The organism is Pseudomonas sp. LARHCG127 (assembly GCF_052871455.1).
The window spans coordinates 23,831-47,320 of the sequence record NZ_JBIXJT010000010.1; the positions used below are offsets into that span (position 1 = coordinate 23,831).

The 23,490-nt window shown below is 62.2% G+C and carries 18 protein-coding genes; 17 read left to right on the forward strand and 1 reads right to left on the reverse strand.

Annotation, left to right across the window (positions count from 1 at the left end; genetic code table 11):
- Positions 1 to 118 precede the first annotated feature (118 nt).
- A complete protein-coding gene (locus tag ACIPQ1_RS17895) occupies positions 119 to 1,483 on the reverse strand; it encodes a formimidoylglutamate deiminase (RefSeq protein WP_411386245.1) in 1,365 nt (454 codons plus the stop codon).
- Positions 1,484 to 1,626: 143 nt separating this feature from the next.
- Between ACIPQ1_RS17895 and hutC the strand changes: the two genes are divergently transcribed.
- The 17 genes from hutC (at position 1,627) to mdoH (ending at position 23,455) form a co-directional block, all read left to right on the forward strand.
- Complete coding sequence (gene hutC, locus ACIPQ1_RS17900; RefSeq protein ID WP_014336125.1) at positions 1,627 to 2,337, forward strand: histidine utilization repressor; 711 nt, start codon at positions 1,627 to 1,629, stop codon at positions 2,335 to 2,337.
- Positions 2,334 to 2,903 (forward strand): HutD/Ves family protein, encoded by a 570-nt coding sequence (locus ACIPQ1_RS17905; RefSeq protein ID WP_411386246.1) that lies wholly within the window; start codon positions 2,334 to 2,336, stop codon positions 2,901 to 2,903. The genes hutC and ACIPQ1_RS17905 overlap by 4 nt, the downstream gene beginning before the upstream one ends.
- A 467-nt stretch (positions 2,904 to 3,370) precedes the next feature.
- Positions 3,371 to 5,059: a urocanate hydratase gene (gene hutU, locus ACIPQ1_RS17910; protein ID WP_446534537.1), complete on the forward strand. Its 1,689-nt coding sequence runs from the start codon at positions 3,371 to 3,373 to the stop codon at positions 5,057 to 5,059.
- 137 nt (positions 5,060 to 5,196) lie between these two features.
- Positions 5,197 to 6,663, forward strand: a complete 1,467-nt coding sequence (locus tag ACIPQ1_RS17915) for a purine-cytosine permease family protein (RefSeq protein WP_446534538.1) — start codon at positions 5,197 to 5,199, stop codon at positions 6,661 to 6,663.
- Positions 6,664 to 6,733: 70 nt separating this feature from the next.
- Positions 6,734 to 7,702 (forward strand): ABC transporter substrate-binding protein, encoded by a 969-nt coding sequence (locus ACIPQ1_RS17920; protein WP_446534539.1) that lies wholly within the window; start codon positions 6,734 to 6,736, stop codon positions 7,700 to 7,702.
- Between the two features lie 71 nt (positions 7,703 to 7,773).
- The gene (locus tag ACIPQ1_RS17925) at positions 7,774 to 8,625 is read left to right on the forward strand and encodes an ABC transporter permease (protein WP_181290757.1); all 852 of its coding nucleotides are present in this window, start codon (positions 7,774 to 7,776) and stop codon (positions 8,623 to 8,625) included.
- A complete protein-coding gene (locus ACIPQ1_RS17930) occupies positions 8,622 to 9,452 on the forward strand; it encodes a quaternary amine ABC transporter ATP-binding protein (protein ID WP_446534540.1) in 831 nt (276 codons plus the stop codon). Before ACIPQ1_RS17925 ends, ACIPQ1_RS17930 begins: the two co-directional genes overlap by 4 nt.
- A 172-nt stretch (positions 9,453 to 9,624) precedes the next feature.
- The gene (gene hutH / locus ACIPQ1_RS17935) at positions 9,625 to 11,148 is read left to right on the forward strand and encodes a histidine ammonia-lyase (protein ID WP_446534541.1); all 1,524 of its coding nucleotides are present in this window, start codon (positions 9,625 to 9,627) and stop codon (positions 11,146 to 11,148) included.
- A gap of 131 nt (positions 11,149 to 11,279) precedes the next feature.
- Positions 11,280 to 12,812 carry a histidine ammonia-lyase gene (hutH, locus tag ACIPQ1_RS17940; RefSeq protein WP_411386249.1) on the forward strand — a complete coding sequence of 511 codons (1,533 nt, stop codon included), beginning with the start codon at positions 11,280 to 11,282 and terminating at the stop codon, positions 12,810 to 12,812.
- Positions 12,813 to 12,941: 129 nt separating this feature from the next.
- The gene (hutI, locus tag ACIPQ1_RS17945; protein WP_446534542.1) at positions 12,942 to 14,144 is read left to right on the forward strand and encodes an imidazolonepropionase; all 1,203 of its coding nucleotides are present in this window, start codon (positions 12,942 to 12,944) and stop codon (positions 14,142 to 14,144) included.
- 11 nt (positions 14,145 to 14,155) lie between these two features.
- Positions 14,156 to 14,959: an N-formylglutamate deformylase gene (gene hutG, locus ACIPQ1_RS17950; RefSeq protein WP_446534543.1), complete on the forward strand. Its 804-nt coding sequence runs from the start codon at positions 14,156 to 14,158 to the stop codon at positions 14,957 to 14,959.
- A 292-nt stretch (positions 14,960 to 15,251) separates the two neighbouring features.
- The gene (locus ACIPQ1_RS17955; RefSeq protein ID WP_446534544.1) at positions 15,252 to 16,199 is read left to right on the forward strand and encodes a choline ABC transporter substrate-binding protein; all 948 of its coding nucleotides are present in this window, start codon (positions 15,252 to 15,254) and stop codon (positions 16,197 to 16,199) included.
- Between the two features lie 181 nt (positions 16,200 to 16,380).
- The gene (locus ACIPQ1_RS17960) at positions 16,381 to 17,292 is read left to right on the forward strand and encodes an alpha/beta hydrolase (protein WP_411386253.1); all 912 of its coding nucleotides are present in this window, start codon (positions 16,381 to 16,383) and stop codon (positions 17,290 to 17,292) included.
- Positions 17,293 to 17,396: 104 nt separating this feature from the next.
- Positions 17,397 to 18,368 (forward strand): prolyl aminopeptidase, encoded by a 972-nt coding sequence (pip, locus tag ACIPQ1_RS17965; protein ID WP_003196909.1) that lies wholly within the window; start codon positions 17,397 to 17,399, stop codon positions 18,366 to 18,368.
- Entirely contained in the window at positions 18,365 to 18,802 is a 438-nt protein-coding gene (dtd, locus tag ACIPQ1_RS17970; RefSeq protein WP_250961919.1) for a D-aminoacyl-tRNA deacylase, read from the forward strand. Before pip ends, dtd begins: the two co-directional genes overlap by 4 nt.
- Before the next feature lie 350 nt (positions 18,803 to 19,152).
- A complete protein-coding gene (locus ACIPQ1_RS17975) occupies positions 19,153 to 20,892 on the forward strand; it encodes a glucan biosynthesis protein G (protein ID WP_189656173.1) in 1,740 nt (579 codons plus the stop codon).
- The gene (gene mdoH, locus ACIPQ1_RS17980; protein ID WP_411386254.1) at positions 20,885 to 23,455 is read left to right on the forward strand and encodes a glucans biosynthesis glucosyltransferase MdoH; all 2,571 of its coding nucleotides are present in this window, start codon (positions 20,885 to 20,887) and stop codon (positions 23,453 to 23,455) included. The genes ACIPQ1_RS17975 and mdoH overlap by 8 nt, the downstream gene beginning before the upstream one ends.
- The last annotated feature ends 35 nt before the right edge of the window (positions 23,456 to 23,490 follow it).

Consider the following 23,490-nt stretch of genomic DNA (forward strand, 5'->3'; position numbering starts at 1 on the left):
AGTCACCCGAAAACCAATGTGGGAGCGAGCTTGCTCGCGATAGCGGACTTGAAGGTAAAGGTCTCATCGCGAGCAAGCTCGCTCCCACATTTGGTATCTGTCACATCGATTCTTGGGGTCAGCCCAGCAGTTCGCGCAATACCTGGGTAAACGCCCGGGCGCTTTCCGCTTCGCCGGCATGACGCCCCTCACGCACCACCCACTGTCCGCCGACCATCACATCGCGCACCTGGCGATCGCCGCCGGCGAACAGCCAGCGATTGAGGATCCCGTCGCCCTGGGCCGTGGCCAGGTATGGGTCGTTGCCATCGAGCACCAGCCAGTCGGCGCGCTTGCCGATTTCGAGAGCGCCGATCGGCTGCCCCAGGGCCTGGGCGCCGCCTTCCAATGCCGCGTCAAACAAGGTGCGGCCAACCATCGGCTGATCCGCCCGATACAAGCGGTTGCGCCGTTGATCCCGCAGGCGCTGGCCATATTCCAGCCAGCGCAATTCTTCGACCACGCTCAATGACACATGGCTGTCGGAGCCAATACCGAGGCGTCCGCCCTGGGCGAGGAAATCCACGGCCGGGAAAATCCCGTCCCCCAAATTGGCTTCGGTGGTCAGGCACAGGCCGGCAATCGCCCGGCTCTTGGCCATGAGGCTGACTTCCTGGGCGTTGGCGTGGGTGGCGTGGACCAGGCACCAGCGCTGATCGACCTCGGTGTTGTCATACAGCCATTGCAGCGGACGCGCGCCGCTCCAGCCCAGGCAGTCGTCGACTTCCTTTTGCTGCTCGGCAATATGGATGTGCACCGGGCAATCATGGTCGCTGGCGGCCAGCACGTCCTGGATCTGCCCGGGCGTCACGGCGCGCAGCGAGTGGAAGCACAGGCCCAGCGCCTGGGACGCTTGCCCGGCCAGGATCGGCTGCAAGCGCGACTGAAGTTTCAAGTAGTTTTCGGTGCTGTTGATGAACCGGCGCTGCCCGTCGTTGGGTGCCTGGCCGCCAAAGCCGGAATGGCTGTAGAGCACCGGCAGCAGCGTCAGGCCAATGCCGGCGGCGCTGGCGGCGTGGCTGATACGCAGGGCCAGCTCCGCCGGGTCGGCGTAGGGCGCGCCGTCGGTGTCATGGTGGACATAGTGGAATTCAGCGACCGAAGTATAGCCGGCCTTGAGCATTTCGATGTACAGCTGGCGGGCGATGATGCCGAGTTGGTCGGGGCTGATTTTTCCGACGAGGCGGTACATCAAGTCGCGCCAGGTCCAGAAACTGTCGTTGGGATTGCCCGCCACTTCCGCCAGCCCGGCCATCGCCCGTTGGAAGGCGTGGGAGTGCAGGTTCGGCATGCCCGGCAACAGCGGACCGCCCAGCCGTTCGGCGCCATCTGCGTGGGAGCCGGCCTGGATATGGGTCAGGACGCCTGCGGCATCCACCTCAAGACGTACATCATAGGCCCATCCACTAGGCAGCAGCGCGCGTTCGGCAAAGAAGGCGGACATGGTTCAACCTCATCGTGCGTAATTTGTATATACATATACAGACGTTTGCCTGGCCGGTAAACTCCGGCAAGCTAGCAACCTTATTCGCAGAACAGGGAACCGCCGTGCCGACTCCGCCTGCCAAACCGCCGCTGGCCGCAAACATGGGTGACAGTCCGGCGCCCTTGTACGCCCGCGTTAAACAAATGATTACCCAGCAGATCGACAGTGGAAACTGGCCGCCGCATTACCGTGTGCCATCGGAAAGCGAGCTGGTCAGCCAGCTGGGTTTCAGCCGCATGACCATCAACCGTGCCCTGCGGGAAATGACCGCCGACGGCCTGTTGGTGCGCATGCAGGGTGTCGGCACCTTCGTGGCCGAGCCCAAGAGCCAGTCCGCGTTGTTCGAAGTGCATAACATCGCGGATGAAATCGCCTCCCGTGGTCATCGTCACAGCTGCAAGGTCATCACCCTGGAAGAAGAGGCGGCCGGTTCCGAGCGGGCCCTGGCCTTGGACATGCGTGAAGGCCAGAAGGTATTCCATTCACTGATCGTGCATTTCGAGAACGACATCCCCGTGCAAATCGAGGACCGTTTCGTCAACGCACTGGTGGCACCTGAATACCTCAAGCAGGACTTTACCGTGCAAACCCCCTACGCCTACCTGAACCAGGTTGCGCCGCTGACCGAAGGCGAGCACGTAGTGGAGGCGATCCTAGCCGAGCCGAGCGAATGCAAGCTGTTGCAGATCGAAAGGGGCGAGCCGTGCCTGTTGATCCGTCGCCGCACCTGGTCCGGGCGCCAACCGGTCACCGCCGCTCGCCTGATCCATCCGGGCTCACGTCACAGTCTGGAAGGGCGTTTTCATAAATGAGCCAATTGAAAGTGTTACGTGCCGCGGATTACCCGCGCATGCCTTGGAAGAACGGTGGCGGCAGTACCGAGGAAATCACTCGCGATGCCGGCACCGGCCTGGAAGGTTTCGGCTGGAGACTGTCGATTGCCGATATCGGTGAGTCGGGTGGTTTTTCCACCTTCGCCGGTTACGAGCGGATCATCAGTGTCTTGCAGGGAGATGGCATGACGTTGAATGTCGATGGTCAGGCTACGCGGGCGCTTTATCCGCTGGACGCTTTTGCGTTCAGCGGCGAGAGCCATGTGCATTGCACGCTGCTGGGCGGACCGATTCGTGACTTCAACCTGATCTACGCACCGCAGCGTTACCGCGCGCGATTGCAATGGTTGGGCGGCCAGCAGCGGTTTTTCAGCGAGGCGGCAACGGTGTTGGTGTTCAGTGCCGCGCCGACGCTGAGGATCAAGATGGATGAGGCTGTCGAGGCGCTGGGGCTTTATGACTGCCTGCAACTGAGCGGCAACACCGGGCTGCTGGAAATCACCACCCACGGCCAATGCTGCGTGATCGAGCTGACGGCCCACTAAAGAAATCCTGCGACAGAGCTTTTGTGGCGAGGGAGCTTGCTCCCGCTGGGCCGGGCTGGCGCTCCAGCGCGCAGCGGCCCTGTTTTTTGGGGTCTGCTTCGCAGCCCAGCGGGAGCAAGCTCCCTCGCCACAAAAAGCGTGTTTATTGTTCCTTCCGCACGCACCAACTTGTTACTGAATGCCCCAGCGTGGCGCAATATCACGCTTTTATGTCCCCCCGATTCCTCCCTTTGAACCCCCCCGTCAAAAATTTCATGCCGCTCAGCAGCCCTTGAATCACAAGGCTTTCAGCAATTCCCCAACCGTTTCTGAACACTACCTCTAACAAGTTGGCCGCTTGATTGCATATGCTTGTACATACAAGTAAAGACGTATGCGTATGAGTCACCGATATTCAACGCAACGTTCGTAGAAATCGCTGCCCACTGCCCGGGCTGGTCTGGATTGATCGCTGAGGAGTTTTTGCTGTGACCGACGCTACCCGCAAACCCGAAAAATACCGTGACGTTGAAATCCGCGCCCCTCGCGGTAACACGCTGACCGCCAAGAGCTGGCTGACCGAAGCGCCGCTGCGCATGCTGATGAACAACCTCGACCCGGAAGTGGCCGAGAACCCCAAGGAGCTGGTGGTCTACGGTGGCATCGGCCGCGCGGCACGCAACTGGGAGTGCTACGACAAGATCGTCGAAAGCCTCACCCACCTGAATGACGACGAAACCCTGCTGGTGCAATCCGGCAAGCCGGTGGGCGTGTTCAAGACCCACAGCAACGCCCCCCGCGTACTGATCGCCAACTCCAACCTGGTGCCGCACTGGGCCAGTTGGGAACATTTCAACGAACTCGACGCCAAGGGCCTGGCCATGTACGGCCAGATGACCGCCGGCAGCTGGATCTACATCGGCAGCCAGGGCATCGTGCAAGGCACCTATGAAACCTTCGTCGAGGCCGGTCGCCAGCATTACGATTCCAACCTCAAGGGCCGCTGGGTGCTGACCGCCGGCCTGGGCGGCATGGGCGGCGCACAGCCGCTGGCCGCGACCTTGGCCGGTGCATGCTCGCTGAACATCGAGTGCCAGCAGGTGAGCATCGATTTCCGCCTGAAAACCCGCTACGTCGACGAGCAGGCCAAAGACCTCGACGACGCCCTGGCGCGCATCGAGAAATACACCGCCGAAGGCAAGGCGATTTCCATTGCACTGTGTGGGAACGCGGCGGAAATCCTGCCGGAAATGGTCCGTCGTGGTGTGCGTCCGGACATGGTCACCGACCAGACCAGCGCCCACGATCCCCTCAACGGCTATCTGCCGGCCGGCTGGACCTGGGACGAATACCGTGCCCGCGCCAAGACCGAGCCCGCCGCCGTGGTGAAGGCCGCCAAGCAATCGATGGCCGTCCACGTCAAAGCCATGCTGGCCTTCCAGAAAATGGGCGTGCCGACCTTCGATTACGGCAACAACATCCGCCAGATGGCCCAGGAAGAGGGCGTCGAAAATGCCTTCGACTTCCCGGGTTTCGTCCCGGCCTACATCCGTCCGCTGTTTTGCCGCGGCATCGGCCCGTTCCGCTGGGCGGCGCTGTCGGGTGACCCGCAGGACATCTACAAGACCGACGCCAAGGTCAAGGAACTGATCCCCGACGACGCTCACCTGCATAACTGGTTGGACATGGCTCGCGAGCGCATCAGCTTCCAGGGCTTGCCGGCACGGATCTGCTGGGTTGGCCTGGGCCAGCGCGCCAAGTTGGGCCTGGCGTTCAACGAAATGGTGCGCAGCGGTGAGCTGTCGGCGCCGATCGTCATCGGCCGTGACCACCTCGACTCCGGTTCCGTGGCCAGCCCGAACCGTGAAACAGAATCCATGCAGGACGGCTCCGACGCCGTTTCCGACTGGCCGCTGCTCAATGCCTTGCTCAACACCGCCAGTGGCGCGACTTGGGTATCGCTGCACCACGGTGGCGGCGTCGGCATGGGCTTCTCCCAGCACTCGGGCATGGTGATCGTCTGCGATGGTACCGATGAAGCGGCCGAGCGGATTGCCCGCGTGCTGCACAACGATCCGGCGACCGGCGTGATGCGCCATGCCGATGCCGGTTACCAGATCGCCATTGATTGCGCGAAGGAGCAGGGGCTGAACCTGCCGATGATTACCGGCAAGTAATCCCGGATCCCTTGTGGGAGCGAGCTTGCTCGCGATAGCGGTGGATCAGTACCGGTTCCGTCTACTGACACGCCCTCATCGCGAGCAAGCTCGCTCCCACAGGGATGAATTGCAGAACAATCCACAGAGGTTGAACCATGGCTGTCACCAGCACACGCGCAAGCAGCAAGCCGTTGATCGAGAAACGTTCGATCGACTACATCCCGGAAGCGGAGCGACACGGTCGGCTGTTGAGCCAGTTCACCCTCTGGATGGGGGCCAACCTGCAAATCACTGCAATCGTCACCGGTGCATTGGCGGTGGTGCTGGGCGGTGATGTGTTCTGGTCGTTGATCGGTTTGCTGATCGGCCAAGTGCTCGGCGGTGGCGTCATGGCCTTGCATGCCGCCCAAGGGCCAAAGCTTGGCCTGCCGCAGATGATCTCCAGTCGTGTGCAGTTTGGTGTGTATGGCGCGGCCATCCCGATCGTGCTGGTGTGCCTGATGTACCTGGGTTTCACCGCGACGGGGACCGTGCTTTCCGGCCAGGCGCTGGGCCAGTTGTTTGGTGTCAGCGACAGTGTCGGCATCCTCATTTTCGCCAGTGTCATTGTGCTGGTCACGGTGCTCGGGTATCGGGTGATTCACTTCATTGGCCGTGTCGCCAGCGTGATTGGTGTGATTGCCTTTGTTTACCTGTTTGCTCGCCTGATCAGCCAGACCGACGTGGGCGCACTCCTGCAAATCCGCCATTTCAGCTGGAGCAGTTTCCTGCTGGCGGTGTCGCTCGCGGCCTCCTGGCAGATCGCCTTCGGCCCCTACGTGGCGGACTATTCGCGTTACCTGCCGAGCAAGACCTCTTCGGTGAAAACCTTTTTTGCCGCAGGTGCCGGTTCAGTCATCGGCGCACAGGTGGCGATGATCCTCGGCGTGTTTGCCGCCGCCTCGGCCAACGGGCAGTTCGCCGGTCACGAAGTGGCCTACATCGTTGGCCTGGGCGGTACCGGTGCCACGGCTGCGTTGCTGTACTTCAGCATCGCGTTCGGCAAGGTCACCATCTCCACGCTGAACTCCTACGGTAGCTTCATGTGCATCGCGACCATCATCAGCGGGTTCCGGGGACACCTGAACGTAACGCGTGTGCAGCGTCTGGTGTTCGTGCTGTTCATTGTCGGCGCGGCGACCTTGATCGCGCTGCTCGGCCAGCACTCGTTTCTCGGTGCGTTCAAGTCCTTCATCTTGTTCTTGCTGGCGTTCTTCACGCCGTGGAGCGCGATCAACCTGGTGGACTACTACTGCATCACGCGCGAGCGTTATGACGTGCCGGCATTGAACGATCCGAAGGGTCGCTACGGTCGCTGGAATGCCCTCGGCATCAGCGTCTACGTCTTTGGTGTACTGGTTCAGTTGCCGTTCATTGCCACCAAGTTCTATACCGGTCCGTTGGTGAAAGCCATGGGCGGTGTGGACATCTCCTGGATCATCGGCCTGGTGGTCCCGGCGGCGCTGTATTACGTCGTCGCCAGGAAGTGGCACAGCGCAGTACCCGATCAATTGATCCTGCCGGTCGAGCAGGACGCGGTTGACGCACAACCGAGCAGGGCGGGCCGCATCCAAGCGGTCTGATGGGACGTTGACAGGGCTGGATGCCTCTTGACTGCCGTAAGCCAATCCAACTGATTAGGAGCGTCACATAATGAAGTCGAACAAGACCCTGCTGACCACATTGCTTTCCATGGGCCTGCTGGCCAGCGCCGGCGCCACGCAAGCGGCCGGTTGGTGCGAGTCGGGTAAACCGGTGAAATTCGCCGGCCTGAACTGGGAAAGCGGCATGCTGCTGACCGACGTCCTGCAAGTGGTGCTGGAAAAAGGCTACGACTGCAAGACCGACAGCCTGCCCGGCAACTCCATCACCATGGAAAACGCCCTGAGCAGCAACGACATCCAGGTATTTGCCGAAGAGTGGGTCGGCCGCAGTGAAGTCTGGAACAAGGCCGAGAAGGCCGGCAAGGTGGTCGGCGTCGGGGCCCCGGTGGTGGGCGCCATCGAAGGCTGGTACGTGCCGCGCTACGTGATTGAAGGCGATGCCAAGCGCAAGCTCGAAGCCAAGGCCCCGGGCCTGAAGAACATCGCCGACCTGGGCCAGTACGCCGTCGTGTTCAAGGATCAGGAAGAGCCATCCAAGGGCCGCTTCTACAACTGCCCGGCCGGCTGGACCTGCGAGCTGGACAACAGCGAAATGCTGAAGAGCTACGGCCTGGAAAAAACCTACACCAACTTCCGTCCAGGCACCGGCCCGGCCCTGGATGCGGCGGTGCTGTCGAGCTACAAGCGTGGCGAGCCGATCCTGTTCTACTACTGGTCGCCAACGCCGCTGATGGGCCAGGTGGACTTGGTCAAACTCGAAGAAAAACCCGGCGTGGATAAAAGTGTGAGCATCAAGGTCGGCCTGTCCAAGACCTTCCACGACGAAGCCCCGGAACTGGTGGCGGTGCTGGAAAAGGTCAACCTGCCGATCGATATCCTGAACCAGAACCTCGGGCGCATGGCCAAAGAGCGGATCGAGTCGCCGAAACTGGCGAAGATCTTCCTGAAGGAACATCCTGAAGTCTGGCACGCCTGGGTCAGTGAAGACGCTGCCAAGAAAATCGACGCGGCTCTGTAGGTCGAATATTTCCCGGCCAACCGTGGGGCTGGCCGGGACATTCACCGCATCCACCTGATCGAGAGTCTCTTATGTTTCCCGAAAGCTTTACCTTCTCCATCGCCGACTGGGTCAACGGTTGGGTCGATTCCTTGGTGACCAATTATGGCGATGTGTTCCGGCACATCTCCGACACCCTGCTGTGGGCCATCGTCAACCTCGAAGGCCTGCTGCGCATGGCGCCGTGGTGGTTGATGCTGGCCATCGTCGGCGGCGTTGCCTGGCACGCCACCCGCAAGGTCGTCGCTACGGCGGTGATCGTCGGCCTGTTGTTCCTGGTGGGCGCGGTGGGCCTGTGGGACAAATTGATGCAGACCCTCGCCCTGATGCTGGTGGCGACGCTGATCTCGGTGATGATCGGCATTCCCCTGGGCATTCTCTCGGCGCGCAGCAATCGCCTGCGTTCGGTGTTGATGCCGTTGCTGGACATCATGCAGACCATGCCGAGCTTCGTGTACCTGATTCCGGTGTTGATGCTGTTTGGCCTGGGCAAGGTCCCGGCGATCTTCGCCACGGTGATCTACGCCGCGCCGCCGTTGATTCGCCTGACTGACCTGGGCATCCGCCAGGTGGACGGCGAAGTGATGGAGGCGATCAACGCCTTCGGCGCCAACCGCTGGCAGCAGTTGTTCGGCGTGCAACTGCCCCTGGCCCTGCCGAGCATCATGGCCGGGATCAACCAGACCACCATGATGGCCCTGTCGATGGTCGTCATCGCCTCGATGATCGGCGCCCGTGGCTTGGGTGAAGACGTATTGGTGGGCATCCAGACCCTCAACGTCGGGCGTGGCCTGGAAGCGGGCCTGGCCATTGTGATTCTCGCCGTGGTCATCGACCGCATTACCCAGGCCTATGGTCGTCCTCGGCATGAGGTGAGCAAATGAGCAACGCAGCCATCAGCAAGATCGAAGTCAAAAACGTCTTCAAGATTTTCGGCAACCGCTCCAAGGAAGCCCTGGAGCTGATCCGCCAGAACAAGACCAAGGACCAGGTGCTGGCCGAAACCGGCTGCGTGGTCGGCGTGAACGACCTGTCGCTGAGCATCGGCACCGGTGAGATCTTCGTGATCATGGGCCTGTCCGGCTCCGGCAAATCCACGTTGGTGCGCCATTTCAACCGGCTGATCGATCCCACTAGCGGCGCGATCCTGGTGGACGGCGAAGACATCCTGCAACTGGACATGGACGCCTTGCGCGAATTTCGCCGGCACAAAATCAGCATGGTGTTCCAGAGCTTCGGCCTGCTGCCCCACAAGAGCGTGCTGGACAACGTCGCCTACGGCTTGACAGTGCGCGGCGAGAGCAAGCAGGTGTGCGCCGAGCGGGCGCTGCACTGGATCAACACCGTGGGCCTGAAAGGCTATGAGAACAAATACCCGCACCAGCTCTCCGGTGGCATGCGCCAGCGCGTCGGTTTGGCCCGGGCCTTGGCGGCGGACACGGACATCATCCTGATGGACGAAGCCTTCAGCGCCCTCGACCCGCTGATCCGCGCGGAAATGCAGGACCAGTTGCTGGAACTGCAAAAGACCCTGCACAAGACCATCGTCTTCATCACCCACGACCTCGACGAGGCCGTGCGCATCGGCAATCGCATTGCGATTCTCAAGGACGGCAAGCTGATCCAGGTCGGCACGCCGCGGGAGATCCTGCACTCGCCGGCGGATGAGTATGTCGATCGGTTTGTGCAGCGCAGGGCTGCGGTGGTTTGAGGTTGTGGTGGCTGGCGCGCTTTTGTGGCGAGGGAGCTTGCTCCCGCTCGGGCGCGTAGCGGCCGCTTCTTTTGGGCCTGCTGCGCAGTCCAGCGGGAGTAAGCTCCCGCGCCACAAAGGCTGTGCTTTTAGCCAGATGTGATGCTGAAATAATTTTTTCATGAGGTTGAAGATGTCCCAGGCTGAAAAAATCATCATCACCGGCGCTCCGTTGCGCTGGCAGGACGTGGTCGCCGTCGCTCGCTTCGGCGCGGTGCTAGAGCTGTCGACCCAGACCTGGGCACGGATCGACAATGCCCAGGCCATCGTCCAGCGCATCGTCGAAAGCGGCGAACGCGCCTATGGCGTCAACACCGGCCTGGGCGCCTTGTGCAATGTCTCGCTCAAGGACGAACAACTCAGCCAACTGTCGCGCAATACCCTGCTCAGCCATGCCTGTGGCGTCGGCCCGGCGCTCTCCGACGAGCAGACCCGGGCGATTCTCTGCGCGGCCATCCATAACTACAGCCAGGGCAAGTCCGGCATCCATCGGCGCGTGGTCGAGGCGTTGCTGGCCCTGCTCAATCGCGGCATCACCCCGCAAGTGCCGTCCCAGGGTTCGGTGGGTTACCTGACCCACATGGCCCACATCGGCATTGCGTTGCTGGGCGTTGGCCAGGTCAGCTATCGCGGGCAAATCGTCCCGGCGCAACAGGCCCTGGCCGCCGAGAATTTGCAACCGGTGCAACTGGGGGCCAAGGACGGTTTGTGCCTGGTCAACGGCACGCCATGCATGACCGGCCTCAGTTGCCTGGCCCTGGCCGATGCCACGCGACTGGTGCAATGGGCCGACGTGATCGGCGCCATGAGTTTCGAGGCCCAGCGCGGCCAGATCGCCGCGTTCGACGCCGACGTCATGGCGCTGAAGCCGCATCCGGGCATGCAGCAGGTCGGCGTCAATCTGCGGGCATTGCTCGACGGCAGCGAAGTCATCGCCGGTAGCCTGGGTATTCGCACCCAGGACGCCTTGAGTATCCGTTCGATTCCCCAGGTACACGGCGCGGCTCGCGACCAATTGGCCCATGCCCGACAACAGATCGAAACCGAACTCAACTCGGTGACCGATAACCCGCTGCTGCTGGGGACACCGGAGAACTTCCGGGTCATGTCCCAGGCCAATCCCCACGGCCAATCGGTGGCGTTGGCGGCAGACCTGCTGGCGATTGCCATGGCAGAGATCGGCTCCATCGCCGAGCGCCGCCTCGACCGGCTGATCAACCCGCACGTCAGCGGCCTGCCAGCCTTCCTGGTGGCCAACCCCGGCGTGAACTCGGGGATGATGATCGTGCAATACGTCGCCGCATCGCTGTGCGCGGAAAACAAGCAATTGGCGCAACCGGCGGTGCTGGACAATTTCGTCACCTCCGGGTTGCAGGAAGACCATTTGAGCATGGGCACCAACGCCGCCCTGAAGCTGCACCGGGCGTTGGAAAACTGCACGCAGATCCTCGCCATCGAATACCTGCTGGCGGCCCAGGCCTTTGAATTTCTCAAGACGCAGCGCTTCGGCGCCGGGACGGACATCGCCTGGAAGCTGCTGCGCGAGCGTGTTCCGGCCTACGACCAGGATCGCTGGCTGGCGCCGGACATCGCCAGTGCCGCCGGGCTGCTAAAAGATCCGAACGTGCTGCACAACGTACTACCCCATTTGAACTGATCAAAAATAGCGCCAGCGTGCCAAGGCACCTATAGCCCACAAGGCATCGCCCAAAAAGCGAAGGTGACGGATAACGGAACATTCCGGAGCGACTGGCGGGTGAAAAACAAAACTCTCAAAAGGAGCAATACATGACTGCCTTAAACCTGATTCCCGGCCAATTGAGCCTGGCTCAATTGCGTGACATCTATCAGCATCCGGTGACCCTGAGCCTGGACGCCAGCGCGTCGGCGCAGATCGAGGCCAGTGTTGCGTGCGTGGAACAGATCCTCGCCGAGAACCGTACCGCCTACGGCATCAACACCGGTTTCGGCCTGCTGGCCTCGACCCGCATCGCCAGCGAAGACCTGGAGAACCTGCAGCGCTCCCTGGTGCTGTCCCATGCCGCTGGCGTGGGCGAGCCGATCAGCGATGCGCTGGTGCGGTTGGTCATGGTGCTCAAGGTCAACAGCCTGAGCCGGGGTTTTTCCGGCATCCGTCGGCAGGTGATCGATGCGCTGATTGCGCTGATCAATGCCGAGGTCTACCCGCACATCCCGCTCAAGGGGTCGGTCGGTGCGTCCGGTGACCTGGCGCCGCTGGCCCATATGTCCCTGGTGCTGCTGGGCGAAGGCAAGGCCCGCTACAAGGGCGAATGGCTGCCGGCCGTCGACGCCCTGAAAATGGCCGGCCTCGCGCCGCTGACCCTGGCCGCCAAGGAAGGCCTGGCGCTGCTCAACGGCACCCAGGTCTCCACCGCGTTTGCCCTGCGCGGCCTGTTCGAAGGCGAAGACCTGTTCGCCGGTGCCCTGGCCCTGGGCAGCCTCACGGTGGAAGCGGTGCTCGGTTCGCGTTCGCCATTCGATGCACGTATCCATGCGGCTCGCGGCCAGAAAGGCCAGATCGATGCCGCCGCGGCCTACCGCGACCTGCTGGGCGAGCGCAGCGAAGTCTCCGATTCGCACCAGAACTGCGACAAGGTCCAGGACCCGTACTCCCTGCGCTGCCAGCCGCAAGTGATGGGTGCCTGCCTGACCCAGTTCCGCCAGGCTGCCGAAGTGCTGGTGATCGAGGCCAACGCGGTGTCGGACAACCCGCTGGTGTTCGCTGCCGAGGGCGACGTGATTTCCGGTGGCAACTTCCACGCTGAACCGGTGGCGATGGCCGCTGACAACATGGCCCTGGCGATTGCCGAAATCGGCTCCCTGAGTGAGCGGCGCATTTCGCTGATGATGGACAAGCACATGTCGCAACTGCCGCCGTTCTTGGTGGCCAATGGCGGGGTGAACTCCGGCTTCATGATCGCCCAAGTGACTGCGGCCGCCCTGGCCAGTGAAAACAAGGCGCTGTCCCATCCCCATTCGGTGGACAGCCTGCCGACCTCGGCCAACCAGGAAGACCACGTCTCCATGGCCCCGGCCGCTGGCAAGCGCCTGTGGGAGATGGCCGAGAACACCCGTGGGATTTTGGCGGTGGAATGGCTTGCGGCATGCCAGGGCCTGGACCTGCGCGGCGGCTTGAAGACTTCCGCCAAACTGGAACAGGCCCGGGGCCTGTTGCGTGCAGAAGTGCCGTTCTATGAGAAGGACCGGTTCTTTGCGCCGGACATCAATGCAGCGAGTGAATTGCTGGCGAGTCGGTGCCTGAACGAATTGGTTACGGCGCAGCTGTTGCCGAGCCTGTAAGGGCCCCTTCGCGAGCAAGCTCGCTCCCACAGGGGATCGGTGTCGAGCCCTTCATTTGGGGTACACCCCTGATCCCTGTGGGAGCGAGCCTGCTCGCGATTCGATTTTGAATGAGACGAGGAAACCGGGATGAAAACCCTCTGGCAAAACTGCCACGCCGCCACCATGGCCCAAGGCGTCTACTCGATCATCGAAGACGCCGCCATCGTCACCCAGGACGAGCACATTCAATGGATCGGCCCGTGCGCCGAGTTGCCAGCAGGCGATTACCCGGCGGTCAACGACCTCAAGGGCGCCTGGGTCACGCCGGGGCTGATCGACTGCCACACCCACACGGTGTTTGGCGGCAACCGCAGCGGTGAGTTCGAACAGCGCCTGCAAGGTGTCAGCTACGCCGAAATCGCCGCGGCCGGCGGTGGCATCGCCAGTACCGTGCGCGCCACCCGCGCCGCCAGTGAAGACGAGCTGTTCGCCAGCGCGGCCAAACGCCTGAAAAGCCTGATGCGTGACGGCGTGACCACGGTGGAAATCAAGTCCGGCTATGGCTTGGACCTGGCCAGCGAACGCAAGATCTTGCGGGTCATTCGCCGCCTCGCTGCCGAACTTCCGGTCAGCGTACGCAGCACCTGCCTGGCGGCCCACGCCTTGCCGCCGGAATACAAGGACCGCGCCGATGATTACATCGAGCACATCTGCACCGAGATGCTGCCGGCCCTGGCGGCAGAGGGGCTGGTGGATGCGGTGGACGCCTTTTGCGAATACCTGGCCTTTTCCCCGGCGCAGGTCGAGCGGGTGTTCATCACCGCGCAGCAATTGGGCCTGCCGGTGAAGCTGCACGCCGAACAGTTGTCATCGCTGCAGGGTTCCAGCCTTGCGGCACGCTACCAGGCGCTGTCGGCCGATCACCTGGAGTTCATGACCGAAGACGATGCCATGGCCATGGCCGCGTCCGGCACCGTGGCGGTGTTGCTGCCGGGGGCGTTTTATTTCCTGCGCGAAACCCAGCTGCCGCCCATGGATGCCCTGCGCAAGCACGGCGTGAAAATCGCCGTGGCCAGCGACCTCAACCCCGGCACTTCGCCGGCGTTGTCGTTGCGCTTGATGTTGAACATGGCCTGCACCTGTTTTCGCATGACCCCGGAAGAAGCCTTGGCGGGGGCGACGATTCATGCGGCCCAGGCCTTGGGCATGGCGCAGACCCACGGTTCGCTGGAAGCCGGCAAGGTCGCGGATTTTGTCGCCTGGCACATCGACCGCCCCGCTGACCTGGCGTACTGGCTCGGTGGCGATCTGGAAAAACGCGTCGTGCGTCACGGCGTGGAAATCGATTGAGGAGAATGGTTGTGGAGAAGGTCCTGAATTTCAAGCAAGGGCGCGTGCCGCTGTTGATCAGCATGCCCCACGCCGGCCTGCGCCTGACCCCGGCGGTACAGGCCGGGTTGATCCCCGAGGCCCAGAGCCTGCCGGACACTGACTGGCACATTCCCAAGCTCTATGCGTTCGCCAATGAGTTGGGCGCCAGCACCCTGGCCGCGGAATACTCGCGGTTCGTCGTCGACCTGAATCGCCCCGCCGATGACAAGCCGATGTACGTCGGCGCCACCACCGGTCTGTACCCGGCGACGCTGTTCGATGGCGTGCCGTTGTTTCGCGAAGGACTGGAACCGTCGGCCGAGGAGCGGGCGACGTACCTGCGACAAGTCTGGATGCCGTACCACCAGGCGCTGCAGCAGGAGCTGGCGCGGCTCAAGGCCGAGTTCGGCTATGCCTTGCTGTTCGATGCCCACTCGATCCGTTCGGTGATCCCGCACCTGTTCGACGGCAAGCTGCCGGACTTCAACCTGGGCACGTTCAACGGCGCCAGCTGCGACCCGACCCTGGCCAGCCAGCTCGAAGCCATCTGCGCTCGCCATGGCCAGTTCACCCATGTGCTCAACGGGCGTTTCAAGGGCGGACACATCACCCGGTATTACGGCAACCCGGCCGAGGACATTCACGCGGTGCAACTGGAACTGTGCCAAAGCACCTACATGGAAGAGTTCGAACCGTTCAACTATCGCTCCGATCTGGCGGCGCCGACCCAGGTGGTGCTCAGGGAGTTGTTGGAAGGCTTCCTGGCGTGGGGGCAAAAGGCCTACAAACATTAACCTGTGACCAAGCGGTCTTTGTGAAGGACTTCTTGTGAACAGGGGGTTCTGTGGCGAGGGAGCTTGCTCCCGCTGGGTGGCGAAGCCGCCCTCGCTTTTTTGGTTGCTACGCAACCGAGCGGGAGCAAGCTCCCTCGCCACAAAAGCATTTCAAGCCGCTCTCCCTGTCGCCACCGTGCAAAACCAAGTCGCCACAGTTCACCTTTACCGCCTCGACGCTGCGTAATGTTCCAGGCACGGTGCACCTAGACACCGACCTACAACAATCCACTGCCGCACGAGACCCCTCGCGATGAAAAGACTGTCCAAGCGCTGTCTGTCGTTCCTCTGCGGTACCGTTCTACTAAGCTCCGGCGCGATGGCCGCTGAACCTGCATCTTGCCAGACCGTACGCATGGGCGTGGTCAACTGGACCGACGTGATCGCTACCAGCGGCATGGCCGACGTGTTGCTCACCGGGCTGGGCTACGAAAGCAAGCAGACCAGCGCCGTGCAGCAGATCATCTTCGCCGGCATCCGCGACAAGCGGCTCGATATCTTCCTGGGTTATTGGAAACCGGCAATGGACAAGAACATCGCCCCGTTCCTGGCGGCCAACCAGGTGAAGGTCCTGGGTAAACCCAGCCTGGCCGATGCCCAGGCCACCTTGGCCGTCCCGGACTACGTGGCTGCGGCGGGGCTCAAGACCTTTGCCGACATCGCCCGGTTCAAGGATCAGCTTGGTGGCAAGATCTATGGGATTGAGCCAGGCAGTGGCGCCAACACCACCATCAAGACCATGATCGAAACCAATCACTTTGGCCTCAAGGATTTCAAGCTGATCGAATCCGGTGAGGCGGGGATGCTGGCGGCGGTGCAGCGGGCGGTGAATCGCAAGGAATTCGTGGTGTTCGTCGGCTGGACCCCGCACCCGATGAACATCAACATGAACATCGCCTACCTGACGGGCAGCGAAGACGTCTATGGTCCGAACGAAGGCGCCGCGACCGTGTCCACGGTGACCGCGCCGGACTACGCCCAGCGTTGCCCCAACGTTCAGCGGCTGCTGGAAAATCTCACGTTCACCGCCGCCCAGGAAAGCCAGATGATGGTGCCGATCATGGAGCGCAAGACACCCCAGGACGTCGCCCGGCAATGGCTGCGCGAACATCCCGAGGATTTGCAGCGCTGGCTCGCTGGCGTGACCAGCTTCGATGGCAAGGATGGCGTAGCGGCGGTGCAGGCCAGCCTCAAGCACTGACACAACCTTATGGACACTGATACCCCTGTGGCGAGGGAGCTTGCTCCCGCTGGGTTGCGAAGCAGCCCTAGAAAAAAAGCGGGCGCTGCGCACCCGAGCGGGAGCAAGCTCCCTCGCCACAGAAGCCACAGAAGCTAAAAACGGCTGAGCCACATCCTCTTTCGACGCATGGCAATCCAAGATGGCCTACCCACTATCCCAGGCAATGTCCGCCTTCATCGACAAAACCCTGAGCTTCACCGCCCCGGACGACAGCCTCGACGGTTCGCGCCAGGCTTACAGCCAGATGTGCCGGGCGTTTACCCCGTCGCGTCCGCCAACGCTCGTGGTGGAGGATTTGCCGTTGGCCGGCGTGCCTATCCGGGCCTATCACCCGCGCATTGCGCCGCCGCTCGCCGGCTGGCCGTGCATTCTCTACCTGCACGGTGGCGGTTGGGTGGTGGGGGACCTGGATTCTCATGACTTCATCTGCATGGAACTGGCGGCTGAGCTTGGCGCGTTGGTAGTGGCGGTGGATTACCGGCTGGCCCCCGAGCATCCGTTTCCGGCCGCGTTCGAAGATTGCCTCGCGGTGTGGCACCACTTGGCGGACACCCCGTTTGCCATCGACCCGCGTCGCCGGGCGGTGGCCGGTGACAGTGCCGGCGGCAACCTCGCCGCTGCGTTGTGCTTGGCCTTGCGCGATGCCGGGCAGCCGTTGCCCCGGGTCCAGGTGTTGATCTACCCGGCGCTTGGTGGCCCGGCGGATTTGCCCTCACGCCAAGCGTGCGAAGATGCCCCGCTCTTGAGTGGCCGCGACCTGGAGCGCTATGAGGCGCTGTACCTGTGTGGCGCCCAACCCACGCCTTATGCCATGCCGCTATTCGCCGACGACCTGAGCGGCGTGCCGCCGGCGCTGGTTGCGGTCGCGCAATGGGACCCGCTGCGCGACGATGGTGTCCGTTACAGCGAGCGGCTGAAAGCCGCAGGGGTGGACTCCGTGCTGTATATCGGCGAAGGGCTGGTCCACGGTTGCCTGCGTGGCCGGGGCCAGGTGCCAGAGGTCGATCAGTTGTATCGCACGCTGCTGGCGTTCCTGGCTGACATGCTTTGACTGCGCAGGGGCATGCTCATTCAGGTGATTCGGGTTTATGATGCCGGACGGCAGATTAAATAGACGTCCCCACAGGGATGACTCGACCCCTTACGGAGCGCGCAATGCAGACTTTGTACCCGCAGATCAAACCCCATGCCCGGCACGATCTGGCTGTCGATGACACCCACACGCTCTATGTCGATGAAAGCGGTTCCCCGGAAGGTCTGCCAGTGGTGTTCATTCACGGTGGCCCGGGTGCTGGCTGCGACGCGCAGAGTCGTCGCTACTTCGATCCGAACCTTTACCGTATCGTCACCTTCGACCAGCGCGGTTGCGGTCGCTCCACCCCCCACGCCAGCCTGGAAAACAACACCACCTGGGATCTGGTCGAAGACCTGGAGCGCATCCGCAAGCACCTGGGCATCGAAAAATGGGTGCTGTTCGGCGGTTCCTGGGGCTCGACCCTGGCCCTGGCCTACGCCCAGACCCATCCAGAGCGGGTGCATGGCCTGATCCTGCGTGGGATCTTTCTCTGCCGTCCGCAGGAAATCGAGTGGTTCTACCAGGCTGGCGCCAGTCGCCTGTTTCCCGACTATTGGCAAGACTACATCGCGCCGATTCCCCTGGATGAGCGCGACGACTTGCTCAGCGCTTTCCACAAGCGCCTGACCGGTAACGACCAGATTGCCCAGATGCATGCGGCCAAGGCCTGGTCCACCTGGGAAGGTCGTACCGCGACCCTGCGTCCGAACCCGCTGGTGGTCGATCGCTTCTCCGAGCCGCAGCGGGCGCTTTCGATTGCCCGGATCGAATGCCACTACTTCACCAACAATGCGTTCCTCGAACCCAACCAGCTGATTCGCGACATGGGCAAGATCGCCCATTTGCCGGGCGTCATTGTGCACGGCCGCTACGACGTCATCTGCCCCTTGGACAACGCCTGGGAGCTGCATCAGAACTGGCCCAACAGCGAACTGCAGGTGATCCGCGACGCCGGTCACGCCGCTTCGGAGCCGGGAATTACCGATGCGCTGGTACGCGCCGCTGCGCAAATGGCCCGGCGCCTGCTCGACCTGCCGCCCGAGGAAGCATGAAGGGGCTGTTGCAACGTGTGCGCTGCGCACGGGTCGAAGTAGCCGGTGAGATCATCGGGGCTGTAGACCAAGGCTTGCTGGTGCTGGTGGCCGTCGAGCCCGGGGATACCCGGGCCAGCGCCGACAAACTCCTGCACAAGCTGCTTAACTATCGCGTGTTCAGCGACGCCGAGGGCAAGATGAACCTGTCCGTGGTGGATGTCGGTGGTGGGCTGCTGCTGGTGTCGCAGTTCACCTTGGCGGCGGACACCAAAAGCGGCCTGCGTCCAAGTTTTTCCACGGCCGCGCCTCCGGCCTTGGGCGAAGAGTTGTTCAACTATTTGCTGGCCCAGGCGAAACAGGTGCATGGCACAGTGGCATCAGGTAGATTCGGCGCCGACATGCAGGTGCATCTGGTCAATGATGGCCCGGTAACCTTCCTGTTACAGTCCTGAAAGCGTTTGAAACATCTTTTCCGTTCTGTTTCGAGGCTAAACAGGGAGTTTTCTCGATAAATACTTTGCTACCCCTGATGCGTTGTCACGCGGGCTACTAGATAATCGCGCGCTACGGGGGATCAGCGTTCGCTGGTCCATTTGACTTAGGTAGAGACTTGTCCTGAACCGTTTGGGGAATCATTTTGCCCCGTCGGAGTCGGAACAATGCTCGCCAACTTGGCAAGAGTGGTCCGCAGGAACGGTTTTTCAGCGCCGTTACCGTGTAGATACTTTATCTGGCCGTTGGTTTTTTGATCAGTTTTCGGCGAGGGTTGCTCGTGATTGTTAGTCCCTGTAATGCACCAAAAATGACTGCCAAACGGTTTAGAAGCGCCTTGGTAGCGGGCTCGGCCCTGCTGTGCCTGTTCGGCGCGGGCCAACTGTGGGCATTCAGCCTGGATGATGTATCGGCGAAGGCACAAGAACTGGCCGGGCAGAAATTCGAAGCCCCGCGCAGCAATTTGCCGAACGAATTCCGCGAAATGAAGTTCGCCGATTATCAGAAAATCCGTTTCCGCACCGAAAAAGCGGAGTGGGCCGACCAGAAGACCCCGTTCCGGCTGTCCTTCTATCACCAGGGCATGCATTTCGACACCCCGGTGAAGATCAACGAAATCACCGCGACCACCGTCGACGAGATCAAGTACGACCCGACACGGTTCGATTTCGGCGACGTGAAGTTCGATCCCAAGGCCACCGAACAGCTGGGCTACGCCGGTTTCCGCGTGTTGTACCCGATCAACAAGGCCGACAAGCAAGACGAAATCATGACCATGCTGGGCGCGAGTTATTTCCGCGTCATCGGCAAGGGCCAGGTCTACGGCTTGTCCGCGCGTGGCATGGCCATCGACACCGCGTTGCCATCCGGTGAAGAGTTCCCACGCTTTCGCGAGTTCTGGATCCAGCGTCCGAAACCCACCGACAAGCACCTGGTGATCTTCGCCCTGCTGGATTCGCCGCGGGCCACTGGCGCTTATCGCCTGACCGTGCGTCCGGGCACCGACACCGTTGTCGACGTGAAATCCCGCGTGTTCCTGCGCGATCGCGTCAACAAACTGGGTATCGCCCCGTTGACCAGCATGTTCCTGTTCGGCGCCAACCAGCCGTCCAAGGTGCTCAACTACCGTCGTGAACTCCACGATTCCAGCGGCCTGTCCATCCATGCCGGCAACGGCGAGTGGATCTGGCGTCCGCTGAACAACCCGAAACACTTGGCCGTGAGCAACTTCTCGGTAGAAAACCCGCGTGGTTTCGGCCTGCTGCAACGTGGTCGTGACTTCAGCCACTATGAAGACCTGGATGACCGTTACGAAAAACGCCCAAGCGCCTGGATCGAACCGAAAGGCGATTGGGGCAAGGGCACCGTCGATCTGGTCGAGATCCCGACCGCCGACGAAACCAACGACAACATCGTTGCGTTCTGGAGCCCGGAAAAACTGCCTGAACCAGGCCAGCCGCTGGACTTCGCCTACCGTCTGCACTGGACCCTCGACGAAGCCAACCTGCACTCGCCAGACAGTGCCTGGGTCAAGCAGACCCTGCGTTCCACTGGTGATGTGAAGCAGTCCAACCTGATCCGTCAACCGGACGGCAGCGTGGCCTACCTGGTGGATTTCGAAGGGCCGTCCCTGCAAGCATTGCCTGAAGACGCCGAAGTGCGTAGCCAGGTGAGCGTTGGCGACAACGGCGAGATCGTCGAGAACAGCGTGCGCTACAACCCTGAAACCAAGGGCTGGCGCCTGACGCTGCGACTGAAGATCAAGGACCCGAAACAGGCCACCGAGATGCGTGCGGCACTGGTTCGTCCGCTGACGCCTGTCGAAGCCCCGGCCGCCTCGCATTCCGCGACCACGACCCTGGCCAAGGCCGACAAGATCGCCCGCCAGCAGACTGAAAAAGAGCTCGCGAAAGAAAAAGCGCAAGACGAAGCCAAGGCTGTCCAGGCGGACACCGCCGCGGTCGAACCGACCCCAACCCAGCAGGAACCGGAACCGACTGAGCAAGTCCTGACCGAGACCTGGAGCTATCAGTTGCCAGCCGATGAGTAATACTCCAGTACAGCCAGAGACGCTCAGTGAGTACCTGGCCCATTTGCCCATGACCGACGAGCAGCGCGCCGAACTGGCGGGCTGCAAGTCCTTCAGCGAATTGCACGAACGCCTGTCGTCGCCGACGTTCGACGCGCCCACCGAGGCTGTGCAAGCCTCGGTGGGTCGCCGGCTGACCCTGAGCACCGCCGAAGAGCTTGAAGAAGCGGAAATGCTGGGGCTCGACGCCAGTGGCCGGGTGTGCCTGAAAGCGACGCCGCCGATCCGTCGGACCAAGGTCGTGCCGGAGCCGTGGCGCACCAATATCCTGGTGCGCGCCTGGCGGCGCCTGACCGGTCGCACCAACCCGCCGAAGCCGCCCAAGGATGAGCGCGTGCTGCCCCATGCACGCTGGCGTACCGTGGGTTCGATCCGCCGCTACATCCTGCTGATCCTGATGCTCGGCCAGACCATCGTCGCCGGTTGGTACATGAAGGGCATCATGCCCTACCAGGGCTGGTCGTTCGTCGACCTGGAAGAAGTCCTGCACCAACCGCTGTTGCAGACGGCCACGCAAGTGCTGCCGTATGCGTTGCAAACCAGCATCCTGATTCTGTTCGGGATCCTGTTCTGCTGGGTGTCGGCAGGTTTCTGGACAGCGCTGATGGGCTTTCTCGAATTGCTCACCGGCCACGACAAATACCGCATCTCTGGCGCCAGCGCCGGCAATGAGCCGATTCCCAAGGATGCCCGCACCGCGCTGGTGATGCCGATCTGCAACGAAGACGTGCCGCGGGTATTCGCCGGTTTGCGCGCCACCTTCGAGTCGGTGGCTGCCACCGGTGACCTGGATCGCTTCGACTTCTTCGTGCTCAGCGACAGTAACGAGACTGATATCTGCGTGGCCGAACAGCAAGCCTGGCTGGACGTCTGCCGTGAAGCCGGGGGCTTCGGCAAGATCTTCTACCGTCGTCGTCGCCGTCGCGTGAAACGCAAGAGCGGCAACCTCGACGACTTCTGCCGTCGTTGGGGCAGCGACTACAAGTACATGGTCGTGCTCGACGCGGACTCGGTGATGAGCGGCGAATGCCTGACCAGCCTGGTGCGCCTGATGGAAGCCACGCCGGACGCCGGCATCATCCAGACCGCGCCACGGGCTTCGGGCATGGACACGTTGTATGCGCGCATGCAGCAGTTCGCCACGCGAGTGTACGGTCCGCTGTTCACCGCCGGTCTGCACTTCTGGCAGTTGGGTGAATCCCATTACTGGGGTCACAACGCGATCATCCGCATGAAACCGTTCATCGATCACTGCGCCTTGGCGCCGTTGCCGGGTAAAGGTGCGTTCTCGGGCGCGATCCTGTCCCACGACTTCGTCGAAGCCGCGCTGATGCGCCGTGCCGGCTGGGGCGTGTGGATTGCCTATGACCTGCCGGGCAGCTACGAAGAGCTGCCGCCAAACCTGCTGGACGAACTCAAGCGTGACCGTCGCTGGTGCCACGGCAACCTGATGAACTTCCGGCTGTTCCTGGTCAAGGGCATGCACCCGGTGCACCGTGCGGTGTTCCTGACCGGCGTGATGTCTTATCTGTCGGCGCCGCTGTGGTTCTTCTTCCTGGTGCTGTCCACCGCGCTGCTGGCGGTGAACACGCTGATGGAGCCGCAGTACTTCCTTGAACCACGCCAGCTTTATCCGCTGTGGCCGCAATGGCATCCGGAAAAAGCCATCGCCCTGTTCTCGACCACCATCGTGCTGCTGTTCCTACCCAAACTGCTGAGCATCGTGCTGATCTGGGCCAAGGGTGCCAAGGAGTTCGGTGGCAAGTTCAAGGTGACCATGTCGATGCTGCTGGAGATGCTCTTCTCCATGCTGCTGGCGCCGGTGCGGATGATCTTCCACACCCGTTTCGTGCTCGCCGCGTTCCTCGGCTGGGCCGCGACCTGGAACTCGCCGAAACGTGACGACGACTCCACGCCATGGAGCGAAGCGGTCAAGCGTCACGGTCCGCAAACCTTGCTGGGCTTCTTCTGGGCCTTGCTGGTGATCTGGCTGAACCCAAGCTTCCTCTGGTGGCTGGTGCCGATCGTCGGGTCGCTGATCCTGTCGATCCCGGTGTCGGTGATCTCCAGTCGCGTGGGCCTGGGCTTGAAATCCCGTGATGAGAGCTTATTCCTGATTCCCGAGGAATACGCACCGCCCCAGGAACTGCTGTCGACGGACCAGTACACCCATGAGAACCGTTGGCACGCGCTGAACGACGGTTTCATCCGGGCGGTGGTCGATCCACAACAGAACGCCTTGGCGTATGCATTGGCGACCTCGCGTCACGGCCAGGCCGAGCCGATTGAATGGCTGCGGGTCGAACGCGTTCGTCACGCCCTGAAGGTCGGCCCTGCCGGTCTCAATAACGCTGAGCGGCTGGCCCTGCTGAGCGACCCGGTGGCCCTGTCCCGCTTGCATGAGCAGGTCTGGAGCGAGGCGCATCCCGAGTGGCTGGCGGCGTGGCGTGAATCGGTCAAGGCGGACCCTCATGCACCGTTGCTGCCGCTACAGCCGGTGAGCGTACAGCCTCAACTGGCATGACAAAGAGCCCCGCTAACCAACGGGGCTTTTTGTTT